A 19,799-nucleotide genomic window follows, 5' to 3' on the forward strand; every position below is an offset into this window, starting at 1 on the left:
GGATCATTCATAAAAACTGTACGTTGCCGAAAGACCTGCTGACCCTGAGGAAAAACGAAAAGAAACCGCATCCACCAACGCTGTGAACTGCCCGGGCGTAAGTTCATACGTGAACGTTCCGCTTCCGCTGCCTATGTCAGGCGCTCCCTGATCGTAGAAAGCATTCGAGCCCGCGTTTCCCAAACCAATTCTTAGACTTGTAAACGAAGTGCCGCTGACGTTCAATCGGACAATGATTTTTCTGGCGGAATTGGCCACATTCTGCGGAATTGAAGACTGGCCGATTCCCGTAAGAGGCATGAGAATTGACCCATTTGCCCCTGCGTTCAGAGTAACGGCAAAGTTCCGCTGTGCAACAAGCGTCATGGATCTTTCTGCTGCTGAGGATCTGGAAAGTATGACTGCTGACGGCTGATGCCAGTTTCGACGAACTTTGGCAGTGAGATTCCTCTCCATATTGCGGGAATTCTTGAAAACGGGCTCCGGTAATGTGAAAGGATTTTCCCAGTTCAGGAGGTTTTGCGAGTCGAAGGCCAGGTTTATGTACGCACCGATACTATCGTACGATTGATCGATCCTGTCACGGCCGTGTTCATAGCGCAATGTAGCCAGACCATCGCGTGTTGTGAGTTCCGCAGTCCCTCGCCAACCCCAGTGCCGGTCATCTGACACAAACATGTACCCGTCGACACCAAGCCGGAGATCCAATCTCTCATCAAAAAGCGACATCGAATATCCACCGCCGAAATCAAGGCTAGTCCCTTGCGCCCGAAATGCGTTCAGGAATGCATGGCGCCGAAACAAATTTCCGTACTGGTTGAAATGCAAGTCTATTGCCGAATCGTAAGGACCTGTCGCACAATATTCCAGGCCCCATCCCCACGAAGAATACCAATTATTGTAAAGGCGAGATGCGTCGAAAAAGGAATTGAAGCCTACCAGAGTGGAATCGGCTAACAATCTTCGATATCCTCCACCAAAAGAAAAGTCATACCGGTTCGGGTACGAATCGACCATAGAGCTGGTTAACAGTTCGACAGGTACACCGGAAGGGAGTTCGGATTGAGTCTGTGCGGTAGATTTTGTTCTTCGGTACCCCAGGTATTCCGTATGGGCCTCAAGGAAGAAGCTTTCCTGCGGGCTTCGGTGTAATGGCAATAAATAATCCGCGGAATATACTCCGGTCGTAAGCGAATCACTAAAAACAATGTTAAAGCCGTAATCCAAGTTTACCCATTTAGGAAGGATGTTTCGCACCAATGCGTCCGAAATATTCAAAGACTCGCCGAACCCGGAGAAGGGTCCCATTCCCCGATCGAAAGCATCCTCTTGCTTATATCTTTGGATCGCAGTGTCCGTATTGCTTTTCTGTGTCAGAGTCCTATTATCGGTCACAGCAAAGAGTGATTGGGCCAAAGTTGAAGACGGGCGGAACAACACAATTGAGACAATTGGGACGAGAAAAATGAAGGTTGCAGCAAATCGTAACCAAACCCGAACGTACATTGCAAAATCGCCTCTGGAGCTAGGCAGAGATTCACTCCTGACTTGAACTGAAGGCATTTTGCTACTGAGAATACTGTGCCGGTTACTATTCGGTCAACCACATTTTTTGAGGGCCAGAGACGCCGTACATTTCGCGGAGTGCTTCGTACATCAGAAAAATGCGCTGGAACTCTCAAGAAATGAAGCCATTACAAATGCAAACCGAATCTGAGTGAAATAGTGACACTAAAATTAACAGCATCGTTTCCGGAGTTCGTGGGCCGTTACCATCTGCCTTGTGTGAATGGCGGGAGGAGCAATACCAATTGAGAAGTGCTATAGTGTCCGCCGGAATCTCGCTCAAGGACATGTTCTCAAAGCCTTGATCGATTCCAGTCACTGATTCTGTAAAGGAGTTTTGAATGCGCGCCGACGCTCCCTCTCCAAGAACTTTTAACCTCAAAGTGCTATTCATTTTGTCTTTCGGGCATTTCGCCACTGATGTTTGCCAGAGTGCGTTACCGGCCATCTTGCCCTTTCTCAAAGCAAAACTTCTCCTGTCGTACACCATGGCCGGTGTGATCATGCTGGCTTCGAATGTTACATCTTCAGTAATTCAGCCTCTTTTCGGATATTTTTCCGATAAAAGAGAAAAGGCATTTTTGCTTCCTGCTGGCTGCCTGTGTGCAGGACTGGGATTGTCCTTGCTGTCTCTTCCGAATCACTACATCTTGGTTCTCGCACTGGTGGTGCTCAGTGGACTCGGAATCGCTTCGTACCATCCCGAAGGGTTCAAGACAGCCCATTTCTTTACTGGCGACAAAATGGCGACCGGATTGGCGGTATTTACCGTGGGTGGAAATTTGGGCCTGGCACTAGGTCCGGTAGCTCCAACCTTCATTGCCACCTATTTCGGGTTTGATTATCTCCCGTTAATGCTCATATTTTCCGTGGCATTCCTTTTGTTGCTGACTCAAAGCTGGGGCTTGCTGGCTCAGGCCCGTACCGAATCAGTTGCAAGAGGAAGCTCAGGGACCAAACCGCCAAAGGCTGCATTGATTTCAGTTGGTCTGATCGTCGCGGCAGTGGTCATGAGATCGTGGATCCACTTCGGTCTGATGGCGTACATTCCATTCTACTACATCGATTTCGAAAAGGGAGATCCTCTTTACGCGGGCACACTGGTATCGGTTTTCCTCCTCGGAGGGGCAATCGGCACACTGGTGGGGTCGCCCCTTGCCGATCGTTGGGGGTACAAACGGTTCCTCATTTTTTCCATGGCCATGACCAGCCTTCTGCTTCCGCTGATTCTCATGACGCACGGTGCCATGCTATTCGTGGCTCTGGGCATAATCGGTATGGTGCTCATTTCCAGTTTCACGGTAACCATCGTCATGGCTCAACAGTTGCTACCAAACAATTTGGGCATCGCTTCCGGACTCATGGCCGGGTTTGCAATCGGAACAGGGGGGATTGGTGTAACGCTCCTGGGAGTAATTGCCGATCGGTTCGGTGTGCCGGCTGCACTGCAATCCATTATGGTGCTACCACTGATTGGACTCATCATAAGTATCTTTATAAAGTTTCCCGGAAATCGTCGAACATTGATAGGGCCATAGAGCCGATCTCGTTGTCGCCCCGGCTATGGCAAGTCCAAGAGAATCAGGGCGAGAATTATGCTCGAAACTCTTGACTCGTGCTACGAATTGAGGTAGCGTAGTACCTTATTTCCCATTGCCCAAAGATTCTTTCAGTGTGAAAGGAGGAAAATATGAAGAGGTTTCTCGGACTCTGTGCTCTTTGTATGTTGCTTATTTCGGCCATGGTGACCGCAACTTCAGCTCATTTCGCAATGATAATTCCTTCCAAGGATGTGGTTGGAAAGGATGACAAGAAGGAGATTGGATTTCTAATACAGTTCACTCACCCGTTTGAGGGTGGTCCTCTGATGCAGATGGATAAACCGGAGAAATTCGGCGTTGTTATTGGCGAACAGAAGGTCGATCTACTGGGGGTGCTGAAAGAAAAGAAAATAGAAGGAAAGTCTACCTGGGATGCTAATTTCAAAATCACGAAACCCGCGGATTACATCTTTTTTCTGCAACCTAAGCCATATTGGGAGCCGGCTGAAGATAAGTTCATCGTCCATGTGACAAAAGTCATCGTGGACGCGTTGGGAGCGGAGGAAGGCTGGGATAAACCGATTGCTGAAAAAGTGGGCATTCCCGTGGAGATCGTTCCTCTGACCCGTCCGTACAGCCTCTATGCAGGCAACCTTTTCAAGGGCCAAGTGCTTAAGAACGGCAAACCTGTTCCTGATGTGGACATTGAGGTGGAATTTTGGGGAAAAGGTAAGACCAAGGCCCCGACCGACGCGCATGTCACTCAGGTGGTAAAAGCCGACTCCAACGGCGTCTTTTCCTTTGCCATGCCCAAGGCGGGCTGGTGGGGATTTGCCGCGCTCATGGAAGGCGACAAACCGATGAAGCACGAAGGACAGGACAAAAAGGTGGAAGTTGGCGCGGTGCTCTGGGTTCACGCGTATCCCATGGAGTAGGGCAGGTATGCACATTTCTGAAGGTGTTCTTACCGCTCCGGTGCTTGGGGCCGGGGCGATCCTCACCGTCGCGGGGCTCGCGATAGGGCTCAAGAAAATGGACTACGAGAAGTTGCCTGAAGTGGCAGTTTTATCTTCCGTTTTTTTTGTAGCCTCGCTCATACATGTTCCAATCGGGCCTTCCGCTGCTCATCTGATACTCAATGGGATTTGTGGACTGTTGCTGGGCTGGCTCGCGTTTCCTGCCATATTTGTCGGCCTGACGCTTCAGGCGATTCTCTTTGAATTCGGTGGACTGACGACGCTGGGGATAAACACGTTCAATATGGCATTTCCCGCTGTAATTCTGGGTTATGCATGTCGTCGTTTCATCAAGAGCCCGCAGACGGCAGTGCGTGCAGTGGCCGAATTCCTGACGGGAGCGGGAGCGGTTTTGCTATCCGGGTTCATGGTTGCAGTCTCTCTTGTGCTGGCTCTCGGTGAATCTATCGATACCGCCGCGAAGCTGATAGTGGTGGCACATATTCCGGTCATGATTTTGGAAGGGATAATAACCATCTTCATTATCGAGTTCATCCGAAAAGTCAGGCCGGAGATGCTTTGAAATCGACCGGGAAGAGTTTTTGCGATCGTTGGAGAGGCGCACTGATACCGATTTGCTTTCAGAGTTAGACGAAAAACCCCTCTGCCCCCCTTTTATTAAAGAGGGGGAATGGGGGGGTTGAATGCAAATTAGTATGGCCAGGAGAGTTCCTCTCCGAGATCGGAAACTCTGTGACCAGGATCGATGATTTCAAACAGGAGGACGAGAGTGAAGGCACTCAAGATCTATTCCGTCATAGAACCAAAGATATTTGCGGTCTGCATAGCTTTCGTGTTGGGAATTGTTTTTATGACGGTACCGGTTCATGCCCACAAAGTGAACCTGTTTGCCTATGTTGAAGGAGACCGGGTGGTCGTGGAAGGTTACTTTAGCGCTAAATCAAAGGCCCAGGATTCTGTGGTCGAAGTTTTCGATGAAACCGGTAAAAAGATACATGAGGGCAAAACCGGTAAAGACGGGATCTATTCCTTTAAGCTTGCAGACCTGCCGGCATTCACGGGCGGGTTGAAATTTGTGCTTGAGGCCGGTATGGGGCACAAGGCCGAATATACTCTAAGTTCATCGGACCTCCCCAGTTCTCCAAAGAAAGCGAAACCAGCGAAGGAAGTGGAACCGGCGCAGGAACAAGCTCCCAGGGACCGGTCAGAGGCTGTACCCGAGCCTGCAAAAGCAGCCTCCGTTCAAGTCCTGGACCAGGCTGCCCTTTCGGCAGTCCTGGAATCGGCTATGGACAAGAAGCTTGAACCCCTTGTGAGAATGCTGGGAAGACAAGAAAAGCTCTTGTTGGAAGAGAAGAATAGCGGCCCCAGAATCAACGACATCGTTGGAGGCATCGGATGGATTGTGGGTATAGTCGGTATCGCAGCCTTTTTCTGGGGTCGCAACCGGTCAGGTAAGAATTAAACTTATAAGAGGATGCATTTATATGGAACTGGAAGAATTCGCGCTCGGAGACTCCTGGGTTCACAACCTGGACCCCCGTGCAAAGATACTAGTGACTTTTATCTTCTCCGTTGTAGTGGCGCTGAATCAGCATTTGCCTGGGACTGCGTTGAGTCTGGTATTGCCGTTGATTCTGCTTGCATGTGCCCGGGTCAGTTTTGGAAAAGTGTTGTCTCGCCTGGCAATTGTGAATGGTTTCATTGTGTTCATCTGGTTTTTCCTTCCCTTCACCACACCGGGTCACACGATCTACACCCTGGGGCCTCTCACTGTCCAAAGCGAAGGCATACTCGCTGCATTGCTCATCACGTTAAAGTCTAATTCCATTATTCTCATGGTCATCGCTCTCCTCGGTACATCCTCGATATTTACGCTGGTGCACGCTCTAAGCCACTTGTGGGTACCCGATAAGCTTGTGCATCTGTTCTTCTTCTGTTTTCGTTACATACATGTCATCCACGAGGAATATCATCGTCTGGTAAATGCCATGAAGATGAGGGGCTTCAAACCCAAGACAGATATGCACACGTATCGAGCTTATGCCTACCTGGTAGGAATGCTTCTGGTGAGGAGCTTCGATCGCTCCAAGAGAATCCTTCAATCCATGAGATGCAGAGGTTTTAGGGGAAAATTCTACATCCTGCACCATTATGAGATGAAGCGCTCCGACTATGCTCTTGCCGGCACCAGTGTGGTTTTTTCCGTTTTACTTTTAGCAGCGAGATAATCCGGATTTATTGCAAAAAATGTCTCGCGCCTGGACCCTGAACCCTTTTCTCTCTTTTCGTCGTCTAAAGCATAAGATGATGCAGTGGAGGTGCAAGCATGACCGAGATGACAGAAGAACAGAAAAAGAGAGCCGAATCGGAAAGAAAAGCGGAAGAGATCTATGCAGAATGTAACAGGATTGACGATCCGGTCAGGAGAGGACTTTGCAAGGTTTGTGGAACCCCGGTGGCTGGCGCATTACCATTCTGCCAGCAGCACGAGCCACCTGTGCCATAATCCCCAGGGACAGGCATTTTCACCATCCTTGCCATTGCCTGATCTTTCCGTACTCCTCTTAGCAGTTTACCGAACGAGAGGGGATGACGATGACGATCAGCGTAGCTTTCTTTCTATCCCCAGCAGGGGACATCGCTCGCATGCCTCTGATACTATTTTGCATTCAAGATGCGAACTACACTGACCTGGCTCCGCAGGTCAGTGGCACCCCCGTACCGAGACTGACAGCAGTTTTGGGTGCCACGGACCTGCCCTGCAGGTCCGTGCTTCCGCTTCAGTAAGAACTATCTTCATCGCAAGTCCGTATGAGACCGCGGTACGCAGGAACGGGAACCGGATTTCTGAGCCAAAGCAATCCCGAAAAAAGCAACGGTCCTCGTCCTTGGTAGTAAGGGCTTCCACTGGCGATTAGAAAGCCTTATCAGGCTTCCAGACCTTCCACACGTTTCCCACCAGTTCGGGGCCTGGTTTTAAGGTCGGCTTTCCCGGCTGCCAACCGGATGGGGTAGCCTCTCCTGACTGTCGCACGTGCTGAAATGCTTTTACCTGTCGGATCAGTTCAGAAACATTTCGTCCCACTGACGGGGTTAAGATTTCCATTGCCTGGATTGTTCCATCCGGGTCAATTATAAATCTTCCACGAATGTTGACCCCGGACTCCTGGTCATAAATCCCGTAAATCTTGCCGATCAGTCCTCCCGCATCTGACAGCATTGGAAATGGAACGCCGCCGGGGATCATCTTGGACAGCTCGGTTTCCTGCCATATCTTGTGCGAGAAACGACTATCAGTGCTGAGAGCCAGCACTTCGACGCCCAGTGACTTGAGTTCATCGTATTTCGCGGCAACTGCCGTGAGTTCCGTCGGTCAAACGAAGGTGAAATCCCCAGGATAGAAGCAGAGCGCCACCCATTTACCCTTAAGGTCGGACAGCTTGATGTTCTTGAACTGACCGTTGACAAACGCATTGGCCTCGAAGTCGGGCGCAGGTTTGCCGACCTTCGCAATAGGCTGCGTTGGTGTCATAGGAGTCTGAATCTGACCACCAGCCGACTCCTGCGCCATGGCGAGGATGGGACCTCGGGCGGGAGCAACGCACGAACTCGACACTTCTTCACTGGTCGCGGCGAAACCAGTGAGGGAAGTGACGACGATGAGCAGAAGAATGGCAACCATGAGCGGACTTATTAAGGATCGTTTCATCTGAACCCTCCTGTTTTGTGACATAATTTTGGTTTGTTAATAATTTCCCAAGACGGATCCGCATCCATTGCTGAATCACCGCATGAGTTCAATCACGTGGCTTAGTAACGATCTCTGTCAGGATACCCCCGATTAACTCCAATCGCAACCTCTGAACGTTGTCGCCGTCGACTGTCGCCACGGGGCAGGACTGTTGGACGTTGACGTCCGCAATCTTCAAGAATCGTAAAGGCTATCTTATGTGCATAGCTGCGAAGTGGTATGAGATATCTCATCTTCATGCGCCGTTGTCTCAAACCGGAACTTCGTTCAAGCAGTTTTACGCCGGAGAATTAGCTGGTAGGATTTCCGGTCTGACCTTCCGGATAAACTCCACACAGAATACAGTAAGAATGCCTTCAATTCCCGCAACCGGCAAATGAGCGAGAATCACCAAGGTGGCTGCAGAAGCAAAAGATTCACCTGTGGCTGTTAAACAGATTGCCACACACACAGCCGTGAGCAGGACTGAGCATGCTCCGCAGGCAAAAACGCACACACAGCGCACCAAAGTGAAATCCGAATGTAAGCAATTCCGGCAGAGTCCTCCGAGAAGGACAGCCGGAAACGCGACGTTAAAAGTGTTCACTCCCAGAACGGTGAGCCCTCCGAACTGAAATAGGACTGCCTGGAGAACAAGACCTACCAAAATGGCCGGAAAAGCGCTCCATCCCAGGAGAAGTCCGCAAATTCCATTGAGTATGAGATGAACGGAGGAAGGCCCCAGGGGGACATGAATGAGCGAAGCGACGAAAAAAACTGAGGCGAAGAGACCTAACGTGGGAAGCTGGTCGTAATCTATTTTCTTGAGTCCGACAGCCGTACCAACAGCAGTAAGCCCTGCTCCCGTGAGCAATACCGGTGCACTGAGAACTCCTTCGGAAATATGCATGATTAACTCCCTGAGAACGCACTGAGCGCAGGTTGTGGAGTGTGCTTTGAAAAAGCAAACCGCAGCGACACCCTTGATTGGACCGCACGGAATGCACGGCCAAAATCGAACATCGAATATTTTCCTTCGTTAGAACAACAAAACCCTCTCGCCCAGTGGGCTTGAGGGTCAATCGACGGTACACCCTCTCTCGCCCGCGCAAGAAACATAGGGCACGCGGAAATTCGGGTATTCTGGCTCCCGTTTCTTCCTACTCTCCGTGCCTTCCCGGAGAAAAAACGCTCCAGTGGCTCATTACGGATTTCGTCTACGGTTACAGCTGCGGGGCAGCGACGGCCTTTCACCGTCTTCCCCGAAGATCCGGTTTAGGACAATCTGTTGTTCAACCAGATCGGAGAATAGACGGACCGACCTCACCATGTCAAGGACTTCTCGGTTTGATAATATGAACTGCTCCTCATCCCACCAAACCGTAAGTTCGATTAGTTCGTTCTTCTTCTCAGAGAAGATGCAATTTGAGGATCATCGTAACGATTCAGTTACTCGGGGTAGAGAGAATCTTTTCTCGGATCACAGTCCTTCCAACTTTCCAAATCCCCCCAAACCCCCCTTTACTAAGGGGGGAATTTCGGGTTGCTTCTTTACCCCCCTTTTATAAAGGGGGGGGAGGGGGGATTTTCCCCACGTATAACTGAATGGATCCGGATCATCACACATTTTACTTGACACGAAAACGAACAAAGTGCTACGCCAATACTATAATCTTAGAAAATTGTACCTGATTGCATTGTAATAGGAGGACGGACCATGCGAGGGACGAGATGTCTCCTTCCAGTAGTACTTTTCGTGGGTTGTCTCTGTCTTTTTTCTAATCCCCCGGCAATGGCGTGGGAATTCGAGCTGGCGGGATCTTTTAACTGGACGTACGAGTGGTACAATCAGACCGGTCACAAAGGCTTTTTCGGGCAGTACAATGTGGATAACGGCGGAGCGACCAGAGCCGCCAATCTCAACTTCTGGAATGGCGGCCAGTTCGATACGAATATAACCACCTCGGCCGAGGCGAGGTGGTCTTACTTCAATGTGGGATTTCAACCGGTTATCAAGATCAACCCTGCGATAAAGATAACCGGTTTGTACCGATTAGGGACGTACGGCGACCCGTTTGCTTCCGATTATCACACTCAGGATGCCCCTGGCACGAAAAACGCTTTCAGTGAAGGACAGTGGACACTCTTCTGGGTGACAGCGCAGACACCGATCGGTGTATTCGGCATCGGGAAGAGGCCCTGGACCTTCGGAAATGCATTGCAGTACGATGGAGAGGACGCCGCGAGCACCGAATCCATATCGCTTACAGTTCCCTATGGGCCTTTGGATATCGGGATCGCTTTTTATCCGTACCGATTTGCAGGAAGCTCCAGCATTCGGGAGGTCGTTGAAAATCAGGTGTCCCTTGGAGACAATTTCAACCCATACACTATTGCAGTGTACCCCGGCCAGCCTAACGGCGTAAATCCGTACCGACAATATTTCAGTCGTGCTGACGGAAGCGGGAGTTTCTCCAAAGACTTCCTGGCATTTGTGATGTATAGCTGCGGGCCGCTAAGAGCCGGCATTCTCGGTTCTTATGGAGCATATCACATCGGTCCTGAAGCTCAGTTGATTGACCCTGCGGGGATTCCCGCTCAAACCACCTGGGCGGCTCAGGACACGGAACTCTCTCACGGCACCACCTTTCTCAAGTACAACAACGGCCGGTTCTTCTTCAATGCGGAGGCAGCGTGGTTATACTGGACGGATCGCTTTGGATCGGACCCCAACGGAGAGGTTACGCCGCCCCATACCCGGTATGCGGAGCAGTGGCGCTATATGGTTGAATTGGGGCTGATGGCGGGACCTGCCAAAGTGAGTCTCCTGCATGCCTGGACTCCAGGTCCGGACAGAAGAGCTGGCACCATTATCGGCAAACAGCCCGCCCTTTTTGTATGGCATGCCGAGTATGATCGGCAACTGGGAAACTTTGATGTGTTCAGGCCCTACAGTTATCTTTTCAGCTACAACTACGGCGGAGGACTGAACGCTTATAACCTTTCCGGAGACGGATACTTGAGAGATGCTTCGGTATTTGCAGCCAGAGCCGACTATGCCGTTGCATCCAACCTCAATGTCTTTGGAACCTTTTTCTACGCGAACAGGACGTCCAACGGGTATAGCTGGGGTTCACTGGGCCCCAATGCCGGTGTTGGTGATTTTGGGAACGTTCCTGACGGGAATGTGAGCTTCAATATTAACCGCTATCCGACTTCTCCCAACATCCCCGATACTGCTCTCGGATATGAGATCAATGCAGGATTGGATTGGAAGCTTTTGGAGGGGTGGACCGCAGGAGTCGTCTTGGGCTATTGGCAGCCCGGCAAGTGGTTCAATTACGCATGTGCGGATCGGTCCGTTCCCGGATGGCAAGCAGGGACCGCAGCCAACAATTTTGGAACCAATCCGAACAGAACGATCGATCCCATCATCGGCGGTGAACTCTCGCTGGTATTTGAATTCTAACGCGGCAGCCGCGCTTCGATTAAGCGACTTCTTTGCGGAGTATTATCATGAAAAAACTGTTGTTCATACTGCTGGTAATGGTCCCCCTGACGGTCGTAGCCGGTCAGGCGTACGGTAGTCATCTGCTTCAAAGTAGTTCACAGATAGGACATAGCATTACATCTGCAAACTTTTCCCATCGATATAGCGACGGCTCCGGGATTCTTTCCGGGAACGATGCAAAGGCGTCTGTTCGAGTGGCTCATAATGCTCCCGCAAGACCCTTCCCGGATATAAAAGGTGACGACAAGCCGGGCGAGGATCTTGATCTCAGAATTGTTGATTGGGACAAAGCGAAAACCGACAAGAAGCCCAAAGTGGCTCCGGCTGGAGAGAACGAGAAAGGAGATAACGGAGAGGAAAACGGGAACGGAGAAGAAAACGAAGAAGAAAACGGTCAGGACGAAAAAGATGACGGAGTTGGAGGCTGGGACAGACAGTGGGACTGTCCAAAGCTCGGCTGATACCAGCTCGTCTCGAATCGCTTAAGAAATCGGGGGAACACGCGTTGAAAGTGGTCCTCCGATTTTTTTTGTTTAGAGGGATGTGTGCATACAAGCCGGCAGAATCTATTTATGCCTCATATCAATGAGCGTTCAAAGAAGTAATCCCGCCATCACCGGGAGCAAATCCGGTCCGGCAAATAACAGGTTTCTCAATATTCCCTCTATGAAAGCACATTGGTATCAATCTTGACGCATGCATCCGATGCGCGGTCGCAAAATACGTGTTCGATCGACCGCCAATCTCTCAAAAAATGGAAGTCGACAACATTATATCTTGACGACTGTGCCACGATTTGGCAGTATGTACTACAATGTCCATCTATTTTTGCTCCCAGTATCCTCCGCGCACAGCAGTAGCTGCGCGGAGGATACTGTCCCAGTGAGTGAATCCGTAATGAAGATGGCAAACGTGAAAATGCGCTTTCTTCGAACGAGGTGATTGGCTAACGGGATATGGATCTCCTGCCTCCTCGAAGAATCTTGGCATGTGCGGCAGCTTACAATTGAGTTCCAATTCCTGCACGTGTTGCAATGACACCATTTTGCCGGTCGCGATGGGTAAGCCTTATGCAATTTTAATTTCCACTGCGATCGGCAATTTTTTCGGGAAACAGTTTGATGAGGGACTACTGAGGCTTGATACGCATTCGCAATCAAAGAGCGAACATCCGGGAAACCCTTCTTAATAAGAAAGGTTCCTGAGATATTACTCCTTTGAAAGCGACTTGATATGAGTCCCCGAAAAAAGTCTGATTGCCCGAATCTGGAGACAATAAATGAGGTTGACCAAAGTTGGAATGCCGTTCATTCCGGGAGTAAAAAGTCTGCCCGTGGGCATCACTTACGACTACACGCCCGGAGGTCATACTCTGACAATGTGCATGGCCGATCCTACGACAGATGACATTTTGGCCGTTAACAAGCACGAGGCAGTTTTTGGGTTACTGTTAAGACAGAGCACCCTGTTTGTATTGTCAAAATTTGGGCATTCACCTTGGAAGCAATCATATTACAATTGGTGGATTAATGCGCCGGTAATGCGGCCGGACCCATGCACCGATTTGCATAGGCTCGAGATGAATGGCGGTATAGTGGCTACTGTGTGTCTGGTAAATGCAGGGAACGGCCTCCTGGAGGCTGTGCGAGCAGTGAGACTTTCGCTGGCATTTAGCAGGGAATTTCTCCGAGCAGTGTGTGCTCAAACCAAAATTCCATTCGACCCGTGGCGTCATGCGGAAATTGTGGAGAACGTCCTAGATGACTTTGCATCCGGAGCTGACGTCATGAAAGATGTTCTATGCATCTGCTCGGAGATTCCCGGCGGATTCGACCGTCTCGAAGACAGGACTTCGCGAGGATTTGCAGGATCTGCGTTTGTCGGAACCGCCTGAGAAGATAACAGACAATTTTCTGAGAAGGCTTCCTCGGTTCCGCTCCTTTGCTTCAAATTCTCTGCCGGCGCATAGTTAAGCAATTGTAGTTCGGCTACTTCTTTTCGTCAGCCATTTTGGGCTCGGCAAAAGCTGAAAATTCTATGGATGTGTCTACTCTGATGGTGTCCAGGTAAGCGGAATATTCTTTTGCAGACATCAGTTTTTCAATTTGCTTCTTGTGCATATCTATTTCGGACCTGACGAGTTTGTATTCCTCGAACAACACTTCAATCAAGTTTTTCAGTTCGCGTTTTCGCCTTCTCGCCTGTTCTACCGCTTTCAACGCCCGCTCGAGCTCTCCCAAGTGCCGCCACCTCCACGCAAATGCCGATGCAAAAATTGCACTCACAAGACAGACCGGCATTTTGAGTACCTGTTCTTATACAGATACTGCATCATACATGAATTGTCGAGAACAATTCCTATAGATATGCTGAAGAATGAAACGGAAAAGACAAGCAAGAAATCCGGCCGAAACATAACAATTATTTTCACCGACCTCTCATAGCGATTCGCTTTTCTTTTTGTAATCTGGCAGGCTGGAGGTATCCTTCGCTCCGGACGACGCAAAGCCGTCTAATCACTCCGCTCAGAATACCTCAGCCTTCGCCATCTTATATGCATAATTGCGAAATAGTATCAAAAGCATTCCCTTTGCACGTGAACAACTCTTTTGCCAAGCTTAGCCCCGTGCTATAGGTTTTCAAAATAGTTCCGAGAGGTTTTGAAATCAGCATGTGTAGCGGTATGAAACGTTTTGGGTTAAACTGACTCTGCCAGAGGACCGGTCTTATACCGATGCGCTATCAAAGAAGTGACAATGCTGAAGCTGGTGCTTCGGTGGGTCTCCGAAACGAAGTCAGGCTGCGCCGTCCGTAACGGAGGAGATCCTCCAGAGCCAGCAACCGATCGGCTTTCCGATATTACTCGTATGAAAGCGCATCGGTATTGTGCGAGTTCGCAATTAAAGAAGGAAAAATGGTATCATATCAAGAAATTTTCGACTCAAACCGGTTTGTGCCGATTTCAGACAGCCATTTCTTATCCCGTGCCAAATCGGCAGGGTACAAGGAGGTTCAGAGATGACTGACCGCATTGATACATCGGCGTCGCTCTCCTGCTGCGAGCAACCGGAATTGCAGCCACTCATAAAGCGTCTGGAAGAGACTGACGCTGAAATGCGGAAGTACAAAGAGCTATTTGAAGGCCTTCTGAGCGCCATTGATTCGTCGGCGGATGCAATCATAATTTACGATCTTGAAGGTAATGTTAAATACGTGAGCGATTCCTTTTCTCGGCTGTTCGGTTGGACGAAAGAAGAATTGCTGGGGAAGCGAATACCGTTTGTTCCCGAAGCAGAGCAAAACGTCTCACTGGCTCATATAAATCAACTGATCCAAGACGGCATATCCGTGAGCGGGTTCGAGACCAGGAGAAGAACAAAGGACGGACTCACCCTGGATGTGAGTATCAGTTCTTCGCGATATCTCGATCACAAAGGAGAACCGGTTGGGATTCTCGTCATTCTTCGTGACATTACTGCCTGGAAATCCTTACAACGAGCCAGGCAACGGGCCCTCAACCATCTTTCCCATGAGTTGACCACTCCACTTGCCATTATTGACGGTTCCTTGGCCAGGTTGGCAAGGCAAAATCTCACGACCGAAGAACGGCTGACATGCTTTCAGAGAATTAAAAGGAACTTGCAGCGGTTGAAAGAGGTTCACCTGATGGTGCAACAAATTGTTGCTCCCATTGAATACCAGCCACGTCCATTTCCCGTTATACCGTATATTTTGGATATTCTGGATACACTTCGGAAGCGAAGCTCTGGGAGATCGGTAGCTGTATTCCAGACATTGGAGCCTGTGGATGCCGACAAAATAGATCCGGACGTGTTGAAGAAGATTCTGGATACGCTCGTCAAGAACTCTATCGAAAATACTCCGGATGGCGGCACAGTGACCGTTATCCTGGAGAACAGCCCGTTAGGCCCTGTGTTGCACGTAAGAGATAGCGGTGTCGGCATTTTCCCGGAGGATCAGCCGTTTATCTTTGAAGCTTTTCATCATACCCAGGACACAGAGCACTACTCCACAAAGAATCCCTTCGATTTTGATGCAGGTGGCAAAGGACTTGAATTGATGCAATTAAAGATGTTTGCAGACGAAGGGTATATCGATATCACATTCAAGACAGGCAGATGCCGGCATTTGTTGACTCACAAAGAGCACTGTCCCGGCGACATCTCCTCGTGCCCGCATGTCGAAAATGAACAAGGCTGCAGAGAATCCGGAGGGACCAGCTTTTCCGTTCTGTTCAGAGGTCCTCATATGCAAAACTGAAGTGTGCCGTTATTCTTTGCACGGCTTTTCTTACGCATCCTCTTTGCTCAAGATGCTCAATCTGAAAAAACCGGGATTCCCGAAGGCCCTTATTGTGCCGGCAAGTTTCTTAAAGATTTACTGCCACTTGTTTGCGAAACCTGGACCAGTGGAATCGAGAATTTCTCCACGATCATTTCAAGTGTTCGCAAGAGCCCGGGGCGATTGCTCTTCTTCTTTCGTTTATGGCGACAACTATCTATTATTGTAACAATTCCTTTGTGTTTTTGCACGTATGTCACTAAATCTGTTTGGGAATTTCTGGATAAAACGGAAACCGTGCACGAAATTCCATACTGCTTCGCGCATCGCAAGTTCATGATTTCATAAGCATTTATATCGGCAGAGCCGTTGTCATCAATGAGCGCGAGCACTTCCAGGGAAGCTTTCATTCTGAGACACAGATTCACGGCATAATCGAAGGCATCGGATCCATTTTCAGGATCGTCCAGAACCAATAATACGGCTTTAGAGGGTGTTGATGCAGGGACAATTTCCAGAGCCGTATCGAATTCACCTGCTTCAGCGAACGCGGCTGCAGCCCAATGAGTCTCTGCTTGGTCTATGAGATCTTCATTTGGCTTGCATTCCAGAGATTCTTGCTCTGGGGCGCGTGCGCTTTGCGCGCTATCTTCGTTATCGAAATATTCAAGGGCAGTTTCATGCTCGCCGGCTTCTGCAAAAGTAATGGCATTGAGCATTTTTTCCAGCTTCTTCTTCATTCTCTTCATGGGGCCTCCTATGCGGAGCTGTAACAATTTTCATGCCATTTTGGATTTGTTCAGAACATGGCGGAATACGAAGTTTTCTTTAAATCGTCTCATCAGGTTGGCTGTGTCGGTTTGCAACAAATATCGGCCATCATTCCGAAAACAAACCAAAAATCGGGCAACTGCTCGGATGTTACATGGATGGGCGTTTCTGTTGCAGTATGCAACGCCTGCTTTCCTTTCCGGTGGCAATCATTCACCTGCATGTTACACAAAAGTCTGTTGCATAATGAAACGCCAGAAGTCTTACGCCAGTCACCAATAGATCTATTTGACTGGGCGGTCCGGTCAGGCACGCCGGACTCTACCATAAACGGTAGCGGCCGATCGGTGCAGACCGAATTAAGGTGAGAAAAGCGAATTACCACTGAATAGCAGGACGTCTTGCGCGGAGACAGCTTATGTTTCATAATGCAACACAAGGCTTCTTACTTATGCCATTGAAAAAAAGAGATCACATCATTATTGCGTGATTACAATATGTTGACCAGTGATCATTTCGTTCGGCATTTGGAACGAAAGTTGCTCTGAGGAATTATGGGTAGAATCAAGTCAGGAACTGCGCCAACATTCGGGAGAATCCATGTTCGGGACCTTGTATTCCATAAGTCTCCGCCGCAAAGTCATCATTGGAGCCGCTGTGGTCTATCTCTTCATGACGGCAACCATTCTCGGCAGTTATTATTCAATGCGATCCCTGGAAGATAAAATCAGCTACTTAGAAAACGTGAGTAAACTCGAAGAATCGGTTCTGGAAATTCGCAGATTCGAAAAGAACTATTTTCTTTATGGAAACAAGGACTCCCTGACTACAGCGCTCTATCATCTAAAGAGAGTCGAAGCATTAATCGCCGATAATACTGCCAAAATTGAGTCACTCTCATCACCCGGGCAGATTGCCGAATTCAAGGCTTCTCTGGCCGAGTACGGCCAATTGCTGGGTCAATGTTCCAATTCATTTGTGAAAGATTCCGACGGAAAGCCGGACTGCGAAAGCGCTATGAGAAAAACGGGGAATGCCATGGCACAGTTCGGGGAGACCGTAGCCAAACGGAAGCGTGACTCTATAAAAGAAACCATGAGAGCCACTGTCACACTGCCGTTATTCGGACTCATTGTCGTGGGATGTGGACTCGTTGCGATCGGGAGCTTTTTGTTTACCAAAGTCACCCGATCTTTGCTGCTCTTAGAGGACGGGACAACACGGATAGCTCAGGGAGCTTTCAAGCCGATTGAGACTCTACCGGCGGAACGAGATATCAGAAACATTCTCATAGCGTTCAACAGTATGGCGCTCCAACTGCAAGACAGAGAAGAACAATTGGTGCAATCGAAGAAGCTCGCCAGTTTGGGCACCATGCTGGCAGGGGTAGCTCACGAGGTGAACAATCCCCTTTCGAACATCTCTTCTGCATGTGAGATATTATTGGAAGAATTGGACGAAGCCGACAAGGAATTCCAGCGCAAGTTCCTGAAGAATATATTAGTACAGGTGGAAAAGGCACGCACGCTTATTCTGAATCTTCTGGAATTCTCCCGCGCAAAAGAACTCAATCTGGAAAGCGTGAGTTTGAAGGGAATCGTGGAAAGGACTCTCGAATCGCTCTCTGGAGAAAAGCCGACAGACCTCCGGGTTACCGTGCAGATCGATCCGGCAATTCGTGTTCACGTCGATCGGGGAAAGATGGAACAAGCCTTCACTAACCTCATTTCTAATGCATTTCAAGCTATAGACGGCGATGGAGAAGTGAAGATAAGAGCTTTGGCTAAGAAAGACGGGATAGTGAAAGTCAGGATATCTGATTCCGGAAAAGGAATTCCCGAAGAAAATCTCCCCAAAATATTCGATCCGTTCTTTACGACCAAAGACGTGGGCAAAGGTACGGGCTTGGGACTCTTCATCACTCATGACATCGTCTTGCGGCACAAGGGCATGATCCAGGTCAAAAGTTCACCGGAAAAGGGGACGACGTTTACTATTCAACTACCGGCAGTGGAGAATTCGTGATGTATGATCCTCCAAAGATACTTATAGTTGATGATGAGGAAATGGCTCTGACGAACCTGGAACACGTTCTCAAGAAACAGGGCTACCATATTACGACAGCGGATACGGGACCTAAAGGACTGAATTTCATCAAAACCCAGACCTTTGATGTCGTATTGACAGACCTGAAAATGGAAAAGATCGATGGAATGCAGATTTTGGATGAGTGCCGGCAACGACACCCCTGCACTGAAGTCGTCATGATAACGGGATATGCTACCGTTGATTCAGCGATTGAAGCTATGAAAAAAGGAGCCTATCACTATGTTTCGAAACCGTACAGGATTGACGCTGTTCGCAAAGTCGTGGCTGAGGCACTGGAAAAGATCCGCTTGCGAGAGGAAAATCTTCAGCTAAAACAAGAGTTGAAAAAGCTTCAAGACGACGGCCGGGTGAAGCTTATAACAAAAGATGCCGCCATTCTGCGACTCCTTCAGGTGGCAAGGCAGATTGCTCCCACCGACTGTAATGTGCTTATCACTGGAGAATCCGGTACGGGCAAGGAATTGCTGGCTCGCTTCGTACACGAGCACAGCCACAGAAGTGAAGGCCCGATGATGGCTGTCAATTGCGGGACTTTCAATGAAGAACTGCTGACCAATGAACTTTTTGGGCACGAAAAAGGGGCTTACACAGGGGCCCACGTCAGTAAACCCGGAATTATAGAGCTCGCCAGTGGCGGCACCCTATTTCTCGATGAAATTACGGAAATGTCCATAAACATGCAGGCAAAACTGCTCAGGGTGATCCAGGAACGGCAGCTCATGAGAGTTGGTGGGACGGCCAACGTACATATTGATGTCCGTTTCATTGCAGCGACCAACAGAAATGTTCACGAAGCGGTTGAGTCCGGTGAATTCCGTAAGGATCTTTACTACAGGCTGAATGTGGTATCCCTGAACCTATCGCCGCTGGCAGAACGCAAAGGTGACATCCCGCTTCTCGCACAATTCTTCGTGGAAAAACACTCCCGCCTCATGAAGCGGGAAATGCCGGTTCTTTCCAAAGAGGTGCTCGACATTCTCAAAGATTACGATTTTCCCGGCAATGTGAGAGAACTCGAGAACATAATCGAGCGCGGAATCGCTCTGGCGACTGACGGAGTAATAGAAGAAAAGCATCTTCCCGACGACATCATAAATCTCAAGATCACAACGTACAGACGTAAGGATGGTACTTTGCCGACTCTGGAAGAACAAGAAATCCGGTACATAAAGCAGGTATTGGAGGAAACCGGAGGAAACAAGACTTTAGCTGCAGAGACTCTGGGAATAGACAGAGTGTCGTTGTGGCGGAAAATCAAGCGCTATGGACTTGAGTAGCCGGTCTGACAC

The 19,799-nt window shown here is 49.3% G+C and carries 18 protein-coding genes and 1 riboswitch; of the genes, 13 read left to right on the forward strand and 5 right to left on the reverse strand.

Annotated features, from left to right (window positions below; genetic code table 11):
* Positions 1-3: 3 nt before the first annotated feature.
* Positions 4-1,257, reverse strand: a complete 1,254-nt coding sequence (locus tag DESTI_RS03450) for a hypothetical protein (protein ID WP_169316369.1) — start codon at positions 1,255-1,257, stop codon at positions 4-6.
* 650 nt (positions 1,258-1,907) lie between these two features.
* Here DESTI_RS03450 and DESTI_RS03455 point away from each other — a divergent pair.
* The 7 genes from DESTI_RS03455 (at position 1,908) to DESTI_RS03485 (ending at position 6,874) form a co-directional block, all read left to right on the forward strand.
* On the forward strand, positions 1,908-3,104 hold the full coding sequence (locus DESTI_RS03455) for an MFS transporter (protein WP_014808578.1): 1,197 nt from the start codon (positions 1,908-1,910) through the stop codon (positions 3,102-3,104).
* A gap of 152 nt (positions 3,105-3,256) precedes the next feature.
* Positions 3,257-4,042: a DUF4198 domain-containing protein gene (locus tag DESTI_RS03460; RefSeq protein ID WP_014808579.1), complete on the forward strand. Its 786-nt coding sequence runs from the start codon at positions 3,257-3,259 to the stop codon at positions 4,040-4,042.
* A gap of 7 nt (positions 4,043-4,049) precedes the next feature.
* Entirely contained in the window at positions 4,050-4,646 is a 597-nt protein-coding gene (gene cbiM / locus DESTI_RS03465) for a cobalt transporter CbiM (protein WP_014808580.1), read from the forward strand.
* A gap of 207 nt (positions 4,647-4,853) precedes the next feature.
* Positions 4,854-5,549, forward strand: coding sequence for a NikL family nickel/cobalt ECF transporter subunit (locus tag DESTI_RS03470; RefSeq protein ID WP_014808581.1), 696 nt, complete (start codon positions 4,854-4,856; stop codon positions 5,547-5,549).
* A 22-nt stretch (positions 5,550-5,571) separates the two neighbouring features.
* Positions 5,572-6,315 (forward strand): cobalt ECF transporter T component CbiQ, encoded by a 744-nt coding sequence (gene cbiQ, locus DESTI_RS03475; protein WP_014808582.1) that lies wholly within the window; start codon positions 5,572-5,574, stop codon positions 6,313-6,315.
* A 98-nt stretch (positions 6,316-6,413) separates the two neighbouring features.
* The gene (locus DESTI_RS03480; protein ID WP_014808583.1) at positions 6,414-6,593 is read left to right on the forward strand and encodes a hypothetical protein; all 180 of its coding nucleotides are present in this window, start codon (positions 6,414-6,416) and stop codon (positions 6,591-6,593) included.
* An 89-nt stretch (positions 6,594-6,682) separates the two neighbouring features.
* Entirely contained in the window at positions 6,683-6,874 is a 192-nt protein-coding gene (locus DESTI_RS03485; RefSeq protein WP_014808584.1) for a hypothetical protein, read from the forward strand.
* 127 nt (positions 6,875-7,001) lie between these two features.
* Here the strand turns inward: DESTI_RS03485 and prxU are convergent, their stop codons facing one another.
* Together prxU and cbiM (DESTI_RS03500) are read right to left on the reverse strand one after the other, a co-directional pair.
* Positions 7,002-7,658, reverse strand: coding sequence for a thioredoxin-dependent peroxiredoxin (prxU, locus tag DESTI_RS29705; RefSeq protein WP_237671478.1), 657 nt, complete (start codon positions 7,656-7,658; stop codon positions 7,002-7,004).
* 457 nt (positions 7,659-8,115) lie between these two features.
* On the reverse strand, positions 8,116-8,727 hold the full coding sequence (gene cbiM / locus DESTI_RS03500; protein WP_014808586.1) for a cobalt transporter CbiM: 612 nt from the start codon (positions 8,725-8,727) through the stop codon (positions 8,116-8,118).
* A gap of 226 nt (positions 8,728-8,953) precedes the next feature.
* Positions 8,954-9,081: riboswitch (cobalamin riboswitch) on the reverse strand.
* A gap of 453 nt (positions 9,082-9,534) precedes the next feature.
* Between cbiM (DESTI_RS03500) and DESTI_RS03505 the strand changes: the two genes are divergently transcribed.
* The 3 genes from DESTI_RS03505 to DESTI_RS03515 all read left to right on the forward strand — a co-directional run bounded on the left by DESTI_RS03505 (position 9,535) and on the right by DESTI_RS03515 (position 13,222).
* On the forward strand, positions 9,535-11,286 hold the full coding sequence (locus tag DESTI_RS03505) for a hypothetical protein (RefSeq protein WP_014808587.1): 1,752 nt from the start codon (positions 9,535-9,537) through the stop codon (positions 11,284-11,286).
* 47 nt (positions 11,287-11,333) lie between these two features.
* Positions 11,334-11,789: a hypothetical protein gene (locus DESTI_RS03510; RefSeq protein ID WP_014808588.1), complete on the forward strand. Its 456-nt coding sequence runs from the start codon at positions 11,334-11,336 to the stop codon at positions 11,787-11,789.
* A gap of 818 nt (positions 11,790-12,607) precedes the next feature.
* Positions 12,608-13,222: a hypothetical protein gene (locus DESTI_RS03515; RefSeq protein WP_014808589.1), complete on the forward strand. Its 615-nt coding sequence runs from the start codon at positions 12,608-12,610 to the stop codon at positions 13,220-13,222.
* Between the two features lie 94 nt (positions 13,223-13,316).
* Here DESTI_RS03515 and DESTI_RS03520 read toward each other — a convergent pair whose 3' ends face one another.
* Positions 13,317-13,568, reverse strand: a complete 252-nt coding sequence (locus DESTI_RS03520) for a hypothetical protein (RefSeq protein ID WP_014808590.1) — start codon at positions 13,566-13,568, stop codon at positions 13,317-13,319.
* A gap of 778 nt (positions 13,569-14,346) precedes the next feature.
* On the opposite strand from DESTI_RS03520, the gene DESTI_RS03530 reads away from it, so the two are divergent.
* Positions 14,347-15,609 carry a PAS domain S-box protein gene (locus DESTI_RS03530; RefSeq protein ID WP_014808591.1) on the forward strand — a complete coding sequence of 421 codons (1,263 nt, stop codon included), beginning with the start codon at positions 14,347-14,349 and terminating at the stop codon, positions 15,607-15,609.
* Between the two features lie 89 nt (positions 15,610-15,698).
* On the opposite strand, the gene DESTI_RS03535 is transcribed toward DESTI_RS03530, so the two are convergent.
* Positions 15,699-16,379, reverse strand: coding sequence for a universal stress protein (locus tag DESTI_RS03535; RefSeq protein ID WP_014808592.1), 681 nt, complete (start codon positions 16,377-16,379; stop codon positions 15,699-15,701).
* 622 nt (positions 16,380-17,001) lie between these two features.
* Here DESTI_RS03535 and DESTI_RS03540 point away from each other — a divergent pair.
* Together DESTI_RS03540 and DESTI_RS03545 are read left to right on the forward strand one after the other, a co-directional pair.
* Positions 17,002-18,426: an ATP-binding protein gene (locus DESTI_RS03540; RefSeq protein ID WP_014808593.1), complete on the forward strand. Its 1,425-nt coding sequence runs from the start codon at positions 17,002-17,004 to the stop codon at positions 18,424-18,426.
* Positions 18,426-19,787, forward strand: a complete 1,362-nt coding sequence (locus DESTI_RS03545; protein ID WP_014808594.1) for a sigma-54-dependent transcriptional regulator — start codon at positions 18,426-18,428, stop codon at positions 19,785-19,787. The genes DESTI_RS03540 and DESTI_RS03545 overlap by 1 nt, the downstream gene beginning before the upstream one ends.
* Positions 19,788-19,799 lie beyond the last annotated feature (12 nt).

It is taken from the genome of Desulfomonile tiedjei DSM 6799, from assembly GCF_000266945.1.
In the GTDB taxonomy this organism is placed as follows: domain Bacteria; phylum Desulfobacterota; class Desulfomonilia; order Desulfomonilales; family Desulfomonilaceae; genus Desulfomonile; species Desulfomonile tiedjei.

Excerpts from the sequence above, each read along its gene's own strand:
- DESTI_RS03540 (WP_014808593.1), top strand. The coding sequence starts at position 17,002 with ATGTTCGGGACCTTGTATTCCATAAGTCTCCGCCGCAAAGTCATCATT.
- DESTI_RS03545 (WP_014808594.1), top strand. The coding sequence starts at position 18,426 with ATGTATGATCCTCCAAAGATACTTATAGTTGATGATGAGGAAATGGCT.
- DESTI_RS03480 (WP_014808583.1), top strand. The coding sequence starts at position 6,414 with ATGACCGAGATGACAGAAGAACAGAAAAAGAGAGCCGAATCGGAAAGA.
- DESTI_RS03515 (WP_014808589.1), top strand. The coding sequence starts at position 12,608 with ATGAGGTTGACCAAAGTTGGAATGCCGTTCATTCCGGGAGTAAAAAGT.
- DESTI_RS03460 (WP_014808579.1), top strand. The coding sequence starts at position 3,257 with ATGAAGAGGTTTCTCGGACTCTGTGCTCTTTGTATGTTGCTTATTTCG.
- DESTI_RS03505 (WP_014808587.1), top strand. The coding sequence starts at position 9,535 with ATGCGAGGGACGAGATGTCTCCTTCCAGTAGTACTTTTCGTGGGTTGT.
- DESTI_RS03485 (WP_014808584.1), top strand. The coding sequence starts at position 6,683 with ATGACGATCAGCGTAGCTTTCTTTCTATCCCCAGCAGGGGACATCGCT.
- DESTI_RS03530 (WP_014808591.1), top strand. The coding sequence starts at position 14,347 with ATGACTGACCGCATTGATACATCGGCGTCGCTCTCCTGCTGCGAGCAA.
- cbiM (WP_014808580.1), top strand. The coding sequence starts at position 4,050 with ATGCACATTTCTGAAGGTGTTCTTACCGCTCCGGTGCTTGGGGCCGGG.
- DESTI_RS03535 (WP_014808592.1), bottom strand. The coding sequence starts at position 16,379 with ATGAAGAGAATGAAGAAGAAGCTGGAAAAAATGCTCAATGCCATTACT.
- DESTI_RS03455 (WP_014808578.1), top strand. The coding sequence starts at position 1,908 with ATGCGCGCCGACGCTCCCTCTCCAAGAACTTTTAACCTCAAAGTGCTA.
- cbiM (WP_014808586.1), bottom strand. The coding sequence starts at position 8,727 with ATGCATATTTCCGAAGGAGTTCTCAGTGCACCGGTATTGCTCACGGGA.
- DESTI_RS03510 (WP_014808588.1), top strand. The coding sequence starts at position 11,334 with ATGAAAAAACTGTTGTTCATACTGCTGGTAATGGTCCCCCTGACGGTC.
- cbiQ (WP_014808582.1), top strand. The coding sequence starts at position 5,572 with ATGGAACTGGAAGAATTCGCGCTCGGAGACTCCTGGGTTCACAACCTG.